The organism is Streptomyces sp. NPDC026538 (assembly GCF_055567535.1).
In genome coordinates, this window is sequence record NZ_JBVHQG010000003.1 from 527,872 (window position 1) to 541,313 (window position 13,442).

Genomic DNA, 13,442 nt, shown 5'->3' on the forward strand with positions numbered 1-13,442 from the left:
CCCAACCCGCATCGCAGGAGGCATTTTTGACGCCCACTCAGACGCAGTGCCGCACGGCGGAACCCGCATCGACGACCCTGGTCGACGGCATGGAAGGGTACGGGCCCTGGGTCTGTGACGACATGACCGTCGAGGTGGCTCTGGCCGTCATGGCGGGTGCACGTGTCGAGTACCTGACGGTGTGCGACGGGGACGACCAGAGCACGGGTTCGATCACTCTGGCCCGGCTCGCCGTTCTCCGTGCCAGTTCCACGTACACGGACCGCATCCGTCTGCGGGACGTCCTCGGCAGCCGGCTCCGGCCTGCTCCCGTCCGCGGCTGATCCTCGCCGTCCGGGTCAGTTCCTTTCCGTCATGCCTGGGAGGCATCATGCGTTGTGTCATCGCCCGGTACCCGTTCGACCTGACCAAGATCGGGGTGCTGGCCTCGATGAAGGGCGTCAAGCCCGAGCCGGTCACGGGCGCGTCCGTGACCATCGGCCGCCGCCGCTACCCCGTCAAGCAGGTGGGCCAGGTCACCACGGGACAGGACCGCCGTGACTTCACCGTCGGCGAAGTCACCCGGGCCATGGCGAGCCTCGGCTTCACCTGCCACGGCCCCGAGGCCGCGCCCGTGAGCGTTCCCCTTCCGCTCCGGACCCCGTCGGCACTGCTCGACGGCACCTGCCCTGTGGACGTGTGAGGGCGGGCGGGTAACGGACGGGCGGGTAACCGCCCTCAGGATCCCGGTGGGGGGTCTGTCGACGTGCGTCGAAAGAGCCCCCACCGCTGTGTCCTCGTCCGCTCGGGGACTCCTGGCCGAGCAGCGGGGCGGGGACGGCGTCTCACTGGTCGAAGTAGCTGAAATCACCCACGGTCCACGCGCTGACGTCCTTGATCGCGACTCGGTACATGCCGCCCGTCTCCGGGATCCCGAGGCTGCCCTGCAGGATCCGCGCGAGGTGGAAGTGCAGATGCGTGGGATCTCCGCCGCGGCCGGGCCGTTCCCCTCGCGGGCCGCCGGTGAAGACGTCGGAGAACGGGCCGAGGCGGTCCGATCCCTTCAGGACCTCCGCCACCCGCTCCCTCCACACGGCCTCGGGAGCCAGCCGGCCGGTGATGACGGCGCCGCCGACGACCACGGTCAGCGACATCTGATTGCTTCGCTCGGACTCCACCGCGGCCGAGAGAGCGACAAGCAGTTCATCAGGGTTCGACATGAGAGCAGATCCTATTCAGCTGCCTGTCTCGGGGCCGCCCCGCGGGGGGTGAAGCAGCTTCGCGGACGGCGGGAGGCGGTTCTTGACCGAGCGGCGGGGGCCCCATCCGCCGTCGCGCGACGACCTAGGGGGAGGACATCGTCGCAGGTGGCAGGATTCCTCCTCTGCCATGGGGGTGAAATCTACTCTTGCCAGAGTAGACATTGCCTGGCGGCGTAGTTATGCTTCTTGTCGTAGAACACGGTCGAACGAGACCCGGCAGAAACGAACTGGCGGGTAGCTGTACACGAAGTTCGCAGGTCAGTGCGGCTCTCGAGCCTCGAAGCCAAGGTTTCCCAGAACGGCGACGGCGCTGGGAGCCGCACTGGGCGGCTCGTATGTCGAGGAGCTGCCGCAGCAGTACCGCAGTGCCGATTCATCCAGTGGTTGGTTCAGAGAGGAACGGAGGAGCAGACGCCATCAGGATCGCCCGGCCCGAGAAGCACTCGGCCGGGTACCGCAAGACCCCGGAATGGATGGTGGTCCCCGGTCAAGCAGCTGCGATCCCCCGCTACCCCGCCCTCTGCCGGGCCGGGTAGCGGAAACAGAAGGTCGGCACAGCAGTAGGGCCGACAGATGGTGTTGAATTTCCTTCGGGGCCTTGGTGCCGTACGGCACCAAGGCCCCTCGACGCGTTGCACAGCGAGGTGACATGACAGCGGACAATCCTCTTAGTGATTTTCTGGACGACGACGACTACCCCGCCTACACGATGGGCCGGGCGGCCGAGATGCTCGGCACCACCCCGGGCTTCCTTCGGGCCATCGGCGAGGCTCGTCTGATCACTCCGCTCCGCTCGGAGGGCGGGCATCGCCGGTACTCCCGCTACCAACTGCGGATCGCCGCTCGCGCCCGCGAGCTCGTCGACAGGGGCACCCCGATCGACGCCGCCTGCCGCATCGTCATCCTCGAGGACCAGCTCGAGGAAGCTCAGCGCATCAACGCCGAGTACCGTCGCGCCGCGGACGAGGCGGCCGGCAGCTCCGGTTCCGGCTGATCGCGTGGGCGCGGGCCACCCGGTGCGCCTTACATTCGGCATCGGCTTCCCCGGCAAGACCCTCGGCGTCCGGCCCGTCGCGGCGGCGCGACCCACCGCCACGGAATCGAGTACCGACGTCCCCACCGAGACCTCTTCCGACAGCACCGGCACACCCCGTACCCGGCGAGAGCACCGTCAGATGCGCGCCGCCACGGAGAAGCGACTCGCCACCGCCCCACGCGAACTGCACCAGCTCTCGCGCCAGGTCCAGCGCGACCTGCGCAGCGTCCGACGGCACGGGGAGACCACCGCCGGCGTCGCCCGCTCGAACTTCGCCGAACTCGCGGTCCGGAGCATCAACCGGCTGACGGCCAACCTCCGCATCGACCGCACCGACCAGTGAGCGGTCAGCTCTCGCAGGGGAGCGGGGCAGCGTCCGGCTCAGACGACCGCTGCCCCGCCGTCCTCCGTCGCTGTGGGGTCCGCGTCAGGACGGTCGCAGGATGACCCCTGGTGGGTGAGGGTGGCGAAGCAGCGGTGGCCGCTCGTCCACTGGTCGGTGACGGTGAGGGCGAGCCCGGCGGCGATCCTGTGGAGCGCTGGTCGTCCGAGCCGCGCCCAGGGAAAGTACGGACCGGCCTGGCCCTGGACGTTCTCGAACCGGGCGGTGCACTGCTCTTGCACGTCCTGGGGGTCGACCTCGACGACGAGGCATCCGGTGGGGGCGATGAGGCCGCCGCAGCGGCTCAGCAGGCTGCGCGGGTCGCCTCCGATGCCGATGTTGCCGTCGATGAGCAGCACCGTCTGCCAGCCCTTCTCGGCCGGTAGCCGGTCGAAGACCGACGCCCGCAGTGCCAGCCCGCCCAGGGCGCAGGTCAGTTCGACCGCGCGAGGTGTGATGTCGACCCCGAGGGCGAAGACTCCCTGGCTCAGGAGTGCTCTGCACATGCGGCCCGGACCGCAGCCGATGTCGATGACAGGGCCGGTGCAGCGTTCCAGGACGGTGTTGTCGGCCGCCGTGGGCTGCTCGTGCCAGCGGTGGACGGGCATCCGGATGCGGCGCCCGTCGTCCAGCCGCAGGTACACCGGCTCACGGCCGGGTCGCAGGGCGAGCGCGTAGGGATCCTCGCCTGCGTCGTACAGCTCGTCCTCGTCCGTTGTCACGGTGCTGCGCCGTCCCCGGCAGGGGGCCGGCTCCCGTCGTCGCCGCCGGACCGGCGCCCACTGCGCAGTCTCACGGCGAAGGCGACCGCGGAGGCCGCGAAGAGCACGCCGGTGATCGCCAGCCATCGGCCGAGGTAGACGTCGTAGGACAACCCGGTGTCACCGGGGTAGGGGACCGCAAGCCGGAAGACGAGGGGGAACCAGACCAGCAGGAGCAGACCGGACAGGAAGGTGGGGACGCGCAGGTGGTTGATCCACGGCACCGTCGTTCCGGCGGTGGCGCGGTGCCGCAGTACGGAGAGGGCCGACAGGTCGGCCAGTGAGTACAGCGGCAGCAGGATCAGGTCGTGGAGGATGGCCGCCCCGACGAACCAGATCGCCACCTCCCAGGGCTGGACGGCGAACAGACGCACCAGGGCGTAGCCGGTGAGGGCGAACGAGGCGATCAGGACGAGCAGGTGCAGGGGTCCGGAGCCGTACCAGCGGCCGAATCGTGCCATGGTCACGCCCTGAAGGTGAGCCGGTGGACCCACTTGGTGTTGTTCACGCCGGGGTTGGCCGGGACGATGACGCGGGCCGGGTAGCCGTGGTCGAGCGAGAGGTCCGCGCCGTTGACGCGGAGGGCGAGCAGCGCCCGGGGGTCGTGGATCTGGTTGCCGCGCAGCACCACCCTGGTGAAGGGGCCGGGCGGTTGGATCGACTGGACCAGGACGCTTCCCGCACCGGGCAGGCCGGACAGGGCGGCGAGGTCGGCCAGCCGTAGGCCGCTCCACTGCTGGTCCTCGGTGGACCATCCCTCCACGCAGGCGATCGGCAGTGCGGCGGCGTGCTGGGGCATCGCCAGGAGCTGCTCGCGGGTGAGGATCCGTGGCGCCCCGCGTCCGTGGACCTCCAGTCGCCAGGTGGGGCCGACGAGTGCGGGGGTGATGCCGACCTTCGCCGCCGTCTTGTTGATCTGGAAGCTGTTCGGGCCGCCGGCGGGGTCGCGGTTGTGCGGTGCGAGCAGTGCGGTGGCGCGCAGCCGGCCGCCGATGCTCTGGCCGGCGGTCACGACGAGGAGCAGCAGTGATCCCGCTCCCACCATGCCGAGTGCGCCGCGGCGGGTCATCGTCGGTGGGGCGGGAGCGGTCGCCACCAGGCCGTCGGGATCTGGTGGTTCGGGCACGGTGTGAGCGAGGTCGGTGCGCAGTTCGGTACTCAGGCTGCGTGAGCGCAGGGCCCGGGTCATCCGGCCGAGTCTGAGGCACACGTGGACGACGAAGGCGGCGATGAACACCCAGGCCCCGTAGAAGTGCAGGCGGTAGAACGAGCCCGGGAAGACGTAGTAGAGCTGGATGTTCAGGATTCCGGTGACGAACTCGAAGATGACGCCCCCGACCAGCATCAGCAGGGACAACCGCTCGATGCCGTGGGCGACGGAGCGTACCGGCAGCCAGTCGAACAGCTTCGGGATCACCGACCACAGCTTGGCCAGCAGCACCGGTACGAGGACCACGCCCAGTGTCACGTGCACGCCCTGGAGCAGCCGGTAGAGCCAGTAGGGATGCGTGGGCCAGCTGAAGAGGTAGAAGCCCAGGACGCCCTTGTCAGGGGTCTCGTCGTTGAGGGGGCTCAGCCCGGGGTTGTAGGCGGCGTAGGAGAGCAGTCCGGTGATGAACAGCAGCGGAATGCCGACCAGGAGGACCAGGCCGAACACCGAGGTCAGCCATGCCCCGCGGATCGGACTGCGCCAGAATCCGGGGCGGAACGGACCCGGAGGCGGGGGCAGCTGCCCGACACGCTGTGCCGTTGTACGAGTCCGGGCACGGCCCGCAGCCGCGGCGGCAGCCACAGTGCCCCGTACGCGCTTCAGCCGCTTCGGCGCCGACGTCTCGTCCGGTCCCGGGCGTCGCGACCCACCGGTCGGGGCCGGACCCGACGGCCGTCCGCCACCTGCCATCGGCCGTCTCCTCCAGTCTTCGAGCCGTGCCCACTAGTGGACGGCCCTCAATGCCACGACCTGTTCCGGATAAACAGGGCACCCTCAAGCTGGCACAGGTCAGGTGGGCTGTCCGGGCCCGAGGTGCAAGCGGGTGTCCGTCTCCAGCCGAACGGCGGAACCACTGCCTCCGCGCCGCGTGCGGGGATGCCCTCGGCACGCTCGACGACAGAGGGGCCCGCATCCTTCGGCTGCCGGCCGCGCGCCCACCGGCGTCAGCGGAATTCCTGCCCTGGTGCCGATGGGCCTTCGCCACCTCTGCCGAACCCGCTGACATCCTCGCCGCTGTCGACGCACTGGGCTGACGATGCGGCACCGTGCCACGCTCGGTGGCCAAGACGGACGCTGCTTTTGGGCTGCGCGCGGCTGCTCCGGCCACTGGTGTCCCTACCGGTGTTCGGGGTTCTCGTAGTCGTGGCGGCAGCCGGCGTCCCAGGCGGTGCGCTGGTTGCCGTAGGCGGGGATGCCCCCGAGGTCCTTCAGCGCGCGGGCAAGGTGGAGCAGGTTCCAGGTCATGAAGGTGGTGTTGCGGTTGGTGAAGTCGTTCTCCGGGCCGCCGGAGCCGGGATCGAGGTAGGAGGGCCCCGGGCCCGCCTCGCCGATCCAGCCGGCGTCCGCCTGGGGCGGGATCGTGTAGCCCAGGTGCTGGAGGCTGTAGAGGACGTTCATGGCGCAGTGCTTGACGCCGTCCTCGTTGCCGGTGATCAGGCAGCCGCCGACCCGGCCGTAATAGGCGTACTGGCCCGCTTCGTTGAGCAGGCTGGAGCAGGCGTAGAGGCGTTCGATCACCTGCTTCGTCACGGAGCTGTTGTCGCCGAGCCAGATGGGGCCGGCCAGCACGAGGATGTCGGCCGCCATGACCTGCCGGTACAGGTCGGGCCAGGCGTCCGTCTCCCAGCCGTGCTCCCGCATGTCGGGCCAGACCCCGGTGGCGATGTCGTGGTCCACGGCCCGGACGACGTCGACCCGCACTCCTTGTGCGTCCAGGATGGCGGTGCTGCGGTCGATCAGCCCCTGGGTGTTGCTGGTCTCCGGCGAGCGCTTGAGGGTGCAGTTGATTACCAGCGCGCGCAGGTCGTCGTACCGGGCCGGCGGTGCGTCGGTGGCGGGCGACGAAGCGGTCACACGATCCTCCTGGAAGGCCTGCCATCACGTGGTGCGTGGCGAGTCGTCATGTCCGAGGTTCAGCGTGCGAGTCACCCACGTCAGGTGCCACAGCAGTGCCTCCGAATGGCCTCGCCCGCATCCGTCCGCTCGGGTTCGCGGTGGCCCGTCGGCCTGCTCCCGCCGGACCACACGTCCCGGACCGCGGCACGTCCTGAGCACCCCCCGGTCCAGCCACTCTCGCCTCCTCTCGTCACCCACTTCAGATTGCGAGAGCCTCGCCGCCTTTACCAAATCTTGGTAAGATCCGGCCACTTGTGCGAGGGTACGGACCCTCGTAGGGGAGGGAACATCACGTGGGCAGACACGCCCTGAGACGGGGCGGGCTGACCGCCGCCGTCTCCTCGCTCGTGGTCGCCGTCGTGGCCGCGTCCGTCGTCCTGTCGGAGGGCGACGGCTCCGCGGAAGCGACCGAGGCCGGCACCACCGCGATCACACTGGTCGACCCCAGCTCGACCACACCGCGCACCGACCGCCCGTACGTCGCGGGCGACACCGGCTTTCTGCACCGGCAGACCGGCAGGACCGGACTGCTGTGGACCGACTACGCGACCGGCAGGACCGTCACCGTCGAGAACGCCGACGGCGTCTACACCCCGGGCACCGGCTGCACGTCCATCGGCTCCGAGTGCCGTAAGGCCTGGTACGGCTCGGACGGCGACCTGGTCGCTCTGCCGACCACGGCCAACGACGCGTACGCCACCCTGTGGGATCCGGCGACGGCCACCTCCAAGAAGGTGAGCTGGAACAGCTCCGGCCAGTACGGGCAGGGCTACTACCGCGCCCTCGCAGGCGACACGATCGTCACCTCCCGGGCCCTGATCGACAAGGTCGACGGCGAGTGGCGCACCCGCGCGGTCACCGGTGACGTGGCGAGCGTGGGGGGTGACGTACGCGCGGCGGACTCCGACGGTGTGCTCTGGTCGGTCAGCACCAGCACGATCGGTTACATCGACGTCGGCTCGGCCGTGAACACCTACGCGTTCACCGACGCCACCTTCGCCTCGCACTACGTGATGAGCGAGGACCGCATCGGCTGGTACGACGCCGGCAAGGCCGAGCTGCACCTGAAGTCCCGCACCGACCTCGCCGCCGCCGAGCAGGTCGTCACGCTGCCCGCCTACCCGGGCGCGCTCGACGGCGACCCGGTCCTGGTCGGCGACTGGCTGCTGCTGCCGCTGTCCTCCAGCGCGCTCGGCTCCCGGCTGCTCGCGGTCGACGTCGACGATCCGTCGGTGCAGCAGACGCTGCTGGCGAGCGCCGGCCAGTACACGCTGGCGGCGGGTGACGGCAGTGCGCTGGTCACCGGCGGCACCGACGCCACCGACTGGTGGGTGCGGCGGGTGAAGCAGGCCGAGGACGGCACGCTGAAGGTGGAGAAGGTCCAGCAGACCCCGGCGGTGGAGAACGCCAAGACGGGCATCGCGCTCAGCCGCGGCAGCCTGCGGGTCGCCGAGGACGACCCGGACGCCACCGCGGACACCACGTCCGTGCGCACCCTCACCACCGACGGCTCCGCCACGCTGACAGCGTCCCAGGCCACGGCGAGCCGCTCGATCTACGCCGCCCTCTGCCCGTACGCGGGCACCACGTGCTCGGCGCTGTGGGGGAACCTCGACGCCCGGGACGTCTACCTCGACTCGAACGGCGGCACCGACGAGGGCGAGGGCCTCGGCGACGACCGGCTGGTGGAGATCGGCGGCAACGACCTGGACTTCGGCGGCCAGGGCGGCCACATCGTCGACGTCTCCGACCGCTACGCCGTCTTCGACTCCGGCGGCGCCTCCCCGGCGCAGTACGTCGGCGAGTTCGGCCAGGGCCAGAAGCTGAAGCGGTCCGTGCGCGCCGCCGCCCTGAACGGCTCCACCCTGTGGAGCGCCTCCACGACCGGCAAGCTGACCTCGTACAGCATCCCGCAGGAGAAGACGCTCACCACGGTGACCGTCCCGCGCCTGGCCTGCGTGCCGAGCGAACTCCAGGCGGCGGGCCGCTGGGTGTACTGGGCCTGCGGGACGGACTCCGCGGGCGTGTACGACACCAAGGCCGGTACGTCCAGGGCGGTCACCCCCGGCGACGTACTGCTCGGCGACGGCTTCACCGTCCGCCACGACCACGGTGCGGGCACGCTCGTCCTCACCGAGGCGGCCACCGGCACCACCCGCACGGTCGCCTCGGACCTGCCCGACAGGGGCTCAGTGGACCGCCGTTACCGCTGGACGGTCGACGAGTACACCGGTCTGGTCGCCTGGTTCGACGACTACGAGCGTACCCACGTCACCACCACGGGCATCGCCCCGTCCGCCGTGACCGCCTTCGAGACGTCAGCCGGCAGCTATGTGGACCCGGGGATGCCCTTCGAGGGCGCCTGGGTGCTGTCCCGCCCGGTCACCTCCTGGTCGCTCACCTTCACCTCGGTCCAGAGCGGCGCGAACGGCAAGGCCACCCGCACGCTCACCGGCGGCGCGACCCCCGGCCGGGTGACGGCGACCTGGAACGGCAAGGCGGCGAGCGGGAGCTATTTCCCCAACGGCCACTTCACCTGGACCCTGAAGGCGACCGGCCTCGGCACCGGCACGGCGAACACGGTGACCGGCGACGAGGGCTTCCTGCAGCGCGGAGCCGCGGTGCGCCGCGACTTCGTCAGCCCCGACGGCCCGGACGGCCGCGGCGACCTGCTCACCCTGAACTCCTCGGGCGGGCTGACCTTCCACAGCGGCACGGGGACGGGCAAGCTCGGCGACAGGTACACGGGCACCGGCTGGCCCAGGACCATCACGGCGATCCCCTTCGGCGACCTCAGCGGCGACCGCTGCAACGACGTCCTCGTGCGCTACAGCAGCGGCGCGCTGCGGCTGTACAAGCCGGGCTGCGGGGCGGCGGTCAAGCCGTCGACGTCGTACACGACCCTCGGGACCAGCGGCTGGACGCAGTACAACGTGCTCACCTCGCCCGGCGACGTGAGCGGCGACGGGCGCCCGGACCTGATCGCGAGGAACGCGTCCACCGGAGCGGTCTACCTCTACAAGGGGACGAGCGCCGGCAAGCTCGCCTCCCGCGTCAAGCTCTACGACAACTGGAAGGGCTACAAGAAGATCGTCGGCACCGGTGACATCACCGGCGACGGCAAGGCCGACCTCCTGGCCCAGGACACGTCCAACAACGTCTACCGCTACAACGGCAAGGGCGACGGCACGTTCGCGGCCCGCGTCAAGGTGCTGTCGAACTGGGGCGGCTCGTACAACGCGGTCGTCGGGGTCGGCGACATCACGGACGACGGCAGGCCGGACCTGGTCTCCCGCGACACCAGCGGCAACGTGTGGCGCACCAGCGGCGACGGAAAGGGCTCGTTCGGTGCGCGGGTGAAGATCGCGAGCGGCTGGAGCGGCTACAAGGTCCTTTCGTAGGCGCTGAGTACGGCCCGCCAAAGGCGCCCGGGGATTTGATGTCACCGGGCGCCTTTGCGCTTCCCGCGTTTTGCCGAGCTCATGGGCGGTACGCCGTAATACCCGCTATTGCAGGGCTGTGACGACGAGCGCACAGCCCTGTCACTCGCTGTGGGAAGACTTCTCTCATCGCGAAGGGCAGCAAGCCGACGGACCGGTTCAGGGCTCGGGGACGGCGGGCGGTTCCCGCGTAACTCTCGTCGCAGTGCCCATCACATTCCTGGGGGAACCTCGATGCCCGCTCGTAACCGTCGGAACACCGCAGCAGTCACCACCGCGGGCGCCGCCGCTCTGCTCACCCTGTGCGGCACGGCCGCAGCCGCGACGGCCGCCCCGTCCTCCGGCGGCGACGCCAAGGGCAGCGCCGCGATGGTCGCGGCGGCCGTGTCCGCCCACACGGTCACCGTGCCCAGGGGACTCTCCATCAGCGACGGCACCCGCCACGTCCTGGTCAACGGCAAGTCGATCGACTTCGGTACCACCGTCCGTGACCTGGCCTGGAACCCCAGCGGCAGCAAGGCCGCCTTCGTCGACGGGCACGGCGACCTCGTCGTCTCCAACCCCGACGGCAGCCACCGCGTCACCGTCGCCGCCAACCCGGGCGGGCAGACCTGGTCCCACCCCACCTGGCAGGTGACCGCCGCCGACCGGGCGAACCGGATCCCCGCGAAGAACAACCTCATCTTCTCGGCCAAGATCCACGGCAGCACCGTCCTGGAGGGCGTCAAGGCCACCAGCAACCACGGCAAGCCGACCAGGATCAGCCTGAACGGTGACCCGGGAGACGGCAACGTTCCCCAGACCGACAACACCTGGCCGAATGTCGGCGGCAACTACGGCTCGGCCGTCTACGAGAACACCCACACCGGCGAGGTCTACATCCGCGACGACTACCTGCGGCAGCAGGGCGGCGCGCTGACCAAGGGTTCCGAGCCCGCTCTCTCCCCCGACAACGAGGAGGTCGTCTTCGTCCGCTCCGTCCACGGGCACGATCACCTCTTCGTCGAGGACTTCGGCGGCTCCACCCACGTCGTCAAGGACGTCACCCCCAACGCCACCACCGACTACACCGAGCCCACCTGGTCGCCCAACGGCAAGACCATTGCCTTCCGCGCCCCGACCGGCACCTACACCATCACGAAGACCACCCACGGCTTCGGCAAGCCCGTCAAGGTCTCCAACCACACCGGCCTGCCCGCCTACCGCGGCTGACCGCCGCCCAACCGGCCTCCGGAGCGGGCGAGTTCGGCCTCCAGCTCGGGCAGGTGCTGGTCGGCGGTGTCGTGCGGCAGGTGCTCGACCACGTCGAGAAAGCGGAACAGGACCTGGGTCTTGGTGACGGCGAACTCGTAGTCGCCGTACCCCACCACGGCACCCATGTCCCCACGAACGGCGCCCCGGACGACATGCGCGGTCATGTCGTCCGGGCTCTGTGCCGTCAGCCCCCGCCGTGCGTTGGGCCGCGCCAGATACGGGCAGACCATCGAGGCGTAGAGCATGCACGCGCGGTGCCCCGGCGCCTCCAGCGTCGCCGCCATGTTGCGGTACGGCCGCCCGGCGGCGAGCGCGTCGCGGATCGCGGAACTCTCCGCGGCGCCGACCACCCGCCACACCGGACCCCTGGGGATCAGGGTGTTGCAGACGGAACACAGACGCTGTCGTGCGCACTCGGCGCTGCGCCCGTAGTCGGTGAGCGCGAACTGGGGCGCGTCGCCCTCCCACGGGGTGATGGCGGGCACGGGATAGCCGCGGCTGTCACGAGGTCTGGCCTCGACGGTCGCCGGCATGGGCACGGAATCGAATCGCACACCCCATGGTGAACCAGATGGCCTCGCCACCGCGACGGTTGTCGGGCAGGTACCTCGCCCGGCGTCCACCTCGCCCCTTCGTGCCCGTGCCGCGGTCACCCGTGGGCGTTCCAGAACGCGCAGTGGTGGCGGACCTCCGCCGTGTGGGTGGGGACGATGTGGTCCGGGGCCAGGGAGAGCACGGTCTGCCGGGGCCAGTGCGGCGACGAGGGGCCGTTGGGGTCGGCGGTGCGGGCGAAGCGGGTCCAGTAGTCGATCATGGTGTCGGCCAGTCGGTGCTGTGCCGCGGTCAGGTCGCGGGGGCGGCCGCCCAGGTCGAAGAGGTAGGGCAGTTCGCTCGCGTGCGGTGCGCCGAGCGGGAACGGGGGCGTGCCGGAGGTGAGCGGCGGGGCGTGCTCGTCGGCGAACTCGTAGCGCCAGGTGGGTACGTGGTCAGTGAGCAGGGCGTCGGTGCGCGCCGTCGGGCAGGCGAAGTCCGCGTCGCCGATGACCGCGCCGAACACCGGGCCCCCGTCGGTGCGGTGCACCGGGTATTCGCGGACGATCGCCTCGGCCTGCCCCGGGGAGGGGAAGAAGGCGGACACGACGTCGGGCCAGGTGCCGGGGGTGACCGGGTTGCCGGCCTGGATGATCCCGGCGGCCCAGCCGTTGCCCTCGTCGTGGTTGTCGCCGATGAGTACGGGGACGTGGTGGAAGCGGCCGGCGCTGATCGTGGCCGCGGGGTCACCGGGCAACAGCGGGGTGGCGTAGGCGGGTTGATGGTCGGCGTCCTGGGCCGCGAGCAGGCGGGGGACGGTCACGCGCCGGAGGCAGGCCATCACGTCGCGGGCGGAGCCGCAGCCGACCTTCGCCGCGAGGCCCGCGCCCGTGGCACGCGCCGTGGGCAGCGGAACGGCGGACGGCGCGAACGGGCGGTCGGGGCTGCCGGTGCACGGGCCGCTCTCGATGATCGCCCGGTCGAAGAGGCCCGCGGCGGCGGGCGAGGTGAGCTGGGCGCAGACGCTGTAGCCGCCCGCCGACTCACCGGCCAGCGTCACGTCGTGCGCGTTCCCGCCGAAGGCGCCGATCGCGGAGCGGACCCAGCGCAGCGCCGCCTGCTGGTCGGCCAGGCCGAAGGTGCCGGAGCCGGGCAGCCCGCTGTGGGCGAGGAAACCGAGGGCGCCGAGACGGTAGTCGACGGTGACGACCACGACGTCGCCTCGCGTGGCCATGCGGTGGGCGTCGTAGGAACTGCCCGCTCCGGTGGTGAAGCCGCCGCCGTGCAGCCACACGATCACCGGCCGGGGGTGTGCCGGTCCCGCGCTGTCGGGCGTGGTGACGTTCAGGTGGAGGCAGTCCTCGGAGGTGCTGCCGCCGGGCACCTCGCCGGCCGGCTGCGGGCAGGCGCTCGCGGGCCGCGTCGCGTCCCGCACCCCGGGCCAGGGGGCCGCGGGGCGGGGCGGTGCCCAGCGAAGGGTGCCGATCGGAGGCGCGGCGTAGGGAATGCCCTCGAAAGTGCGGTAGCCGTCGTGGCCGGTGCCCCGCACCAGGCCGTCGTGGACACGCACCGTCGGGGTGGCGGCCCGGGCGGGCTGGGGCGGTGGCGCTGCGGACCAGGCCGTCGCGAGGAAGGCGGTGAGGGCGCAGCCCAGGGTGGTCAGGACGCGGTGCTTGCTCATCGTTTTCCCC

The 13,442-nt window shown here is 70.9% G+C and carries 13 protein-coding genes; 6 read left to right on the forward strand and 7 right to left on the reverse strand.

The features are described 5' to 3' along the window. Positions 1 to 26 precede the first annotated feature (26 nt). The gene (locus ACZ4N4_RS15505) at positions 27 to 323 is read left to right on the forward strand and encodes a CBS domain-containing protein (protein WP_467588583.1); all 297 of its coding nucleotides are present in this window, start codon (positions 27 to 29) and stop codon (positions 321 to 323) included. A gap of 47 nt (positions 324 to 370) precedes the next feature. Continuing rightward, entirely contained in the window at positions 371 to 682 is a 312-nt protein-coding gene (locus ACZ4N4_RS15510) for an SCO5918 family protein (RefSeq protein ID WP_467588586.1), read from the forward strand. Between the two features lie 142 nt (positions 683 to 824). On the opposite strand, the gene ACZ4N4_RS15515 is transcribed toward ACZ4N4_RS15510, so the two are convergent. Further along, positions 825 to 1,199 carry a hypothetical protein gene (locus ACZ4N4_RS15515; RefSeq protein ID WP_467588588.1) on the reverse strand — a complete coding sequence of 125 codons (375 nt, stop codon included), beginning with the start codon at positions 1,197 to 1,199 and terminating at the stop codon, positions 825 to 827. Positions 1,200 to 1,890: 691 nt separating this feature from the next. Here ACZ4N4_RS15515 and ACZ4N4_RS15520 point away from each other — a divergent pair. Both ACZ4N4_RS15520 and ACZ4N4_RS15525 read left to right on the forward strand, forming a co-directional pair. Further along, positions 1,891 to 2,235, forward strand: a complete 345-nt coding sequence (locus tag ACZ4N4_RS15520) for a helix-turn-helix domain-containing protein (protein ID WP_467588591.1) — start codon at positions 1,891 to 1,893, stop codon at positions 2,233 to 2,235. Positions 2,236 to 2,257: 22 nt separating this feature from the next. Continuing rightward, entirely contained in the window at positions 2,258 to 2,620 is a 363-nt protein-coding gene (locus tag ACZ4N4_RS15525; RefSeq protein WP_467588594.1) for a hypothetical protein, read from the forward strand. A gap of 38 nt (positions 2,621 to 2,658) precedes the next feature. Here ACZ4N4_RS15525 and ACZ4N4_RS15530 read toward each other — a convergent pair whose 3' ends face one another. The 4 genes from ACZ4N4_RS15530 to ACZ4N4_RS15545 form a co-directional block, all read right to left on the reverse strand. Beyond that, entirely contained in the window at positions 2,659 to 3,381 is a 723-nt protein-coding gene (locus ACZ4N4_RS15530; protein ID WP_467588597.1) for a class I SAM-dependent methyltransferase, read from the reverse strand. Continuing rightward, a complete protein-coding gene (locus ACZ4N4_RS15535; protein ID WP_453578115.1) occupies positions 3,378 to 3,881 on the reverse strand; it encodes a hypothetical protein in 504 nt (167 codons plus the stop codon). The genes ACZ4N4_RS15530 and ACZ4N4_RS15535 overlap by 4 nt, the downstream gene beginning before the upstream one ends. 2 nt (positions 3,882 to 3,883) lie before the next feature. Further along, on the reverse strand, positions 3,884 to 5,320 hold the full coding sequence (locus ACZ4N4_RS15540) for a molybdopterin-dependent oxidoreductase (RefSeq protein ID WP_467588599.1): 1,437 nt from the start codon (positions 5,318 to 5,320) through the stop codon (positions 3,884 to 3,886). A 426-nt stretch (positions 5,321 to 5,746) separates the two neighbouring features. Beyond that, entirely contained in the window at positions 5,747 to 6,484 is a 738-nt protein-coding gene (locus tag ACZ4N4_RS15545; protein WP_467588602.1) for a flavodoxin family protein, read from the reverse strand. A gap of 335 nt (positions 6,485 to 6,819) precedes the next feature. Here ACZ4N4_RS15545 and ACZ4N4_RS15550 point away from each other — a divergent pair, with 335 nt between their 5' ends. Next, positions 6,820 to 9,927: an FG-GAP repeat domain-containing protein gene (locus tag ACZ4N4_RS15550; protein ID WP_467588605.1), complete on the forward strand. Its 3,108-nt coding sequence runs from the start codon at positions 6,820 to 6,822 to the stop codon at positions 9,925 to 9,927. A gap of 273 nt (positions 9,928 to 10,200) precedes the next feature. Continuing rightward, entirely contained in the window at positions 10,201 to 11,178 is a 978-nt protein-coding gene (locus ACZ4N4_RS15555) for a TolB family protein (RefSeq protein ID WP_467588608.1), read from the forward strand. Here ACZ4N4_RS15555 and ACZ4N4_RS15560 read toward each other — a convergent pair. Together ACZ4N4_RS15560 and ACZ4N4_RS15565 are read right to left on the reverse strand one after the other, a co-directional pair. Then, on the reverse strand, positions 11,166 to 11,753 hold the full coding sequence (locus ACZ4N4_RS15560) for a hypothetical protein (RefSeq protein WP_467588611.1): 588 nt from the start codon (positions 11,751 to 11,753) through the stop codon (positions 11,166 to 11,168). The genes ACZ4N4_RS15555 and ACZ4N4_RS15560 overlap by 13 nt on opposite strands. Before the next feature lie 116 nt (positions 11,754 to 11,869). Next, on the reverse strand, positions 11,870 to 13,432 hold the full coding sequence (locus tag ACZ4N4_RS15565; protein WP_467588613.1) for a carboxylesterase/lipase family protein: 1,563 nt from the start codon (positions 13,430 to 13,432) through the stop codon (positions 11,870 to 11,872). Positions 13,433 to 13,442 lie beyond the last annotated feature (10 nt).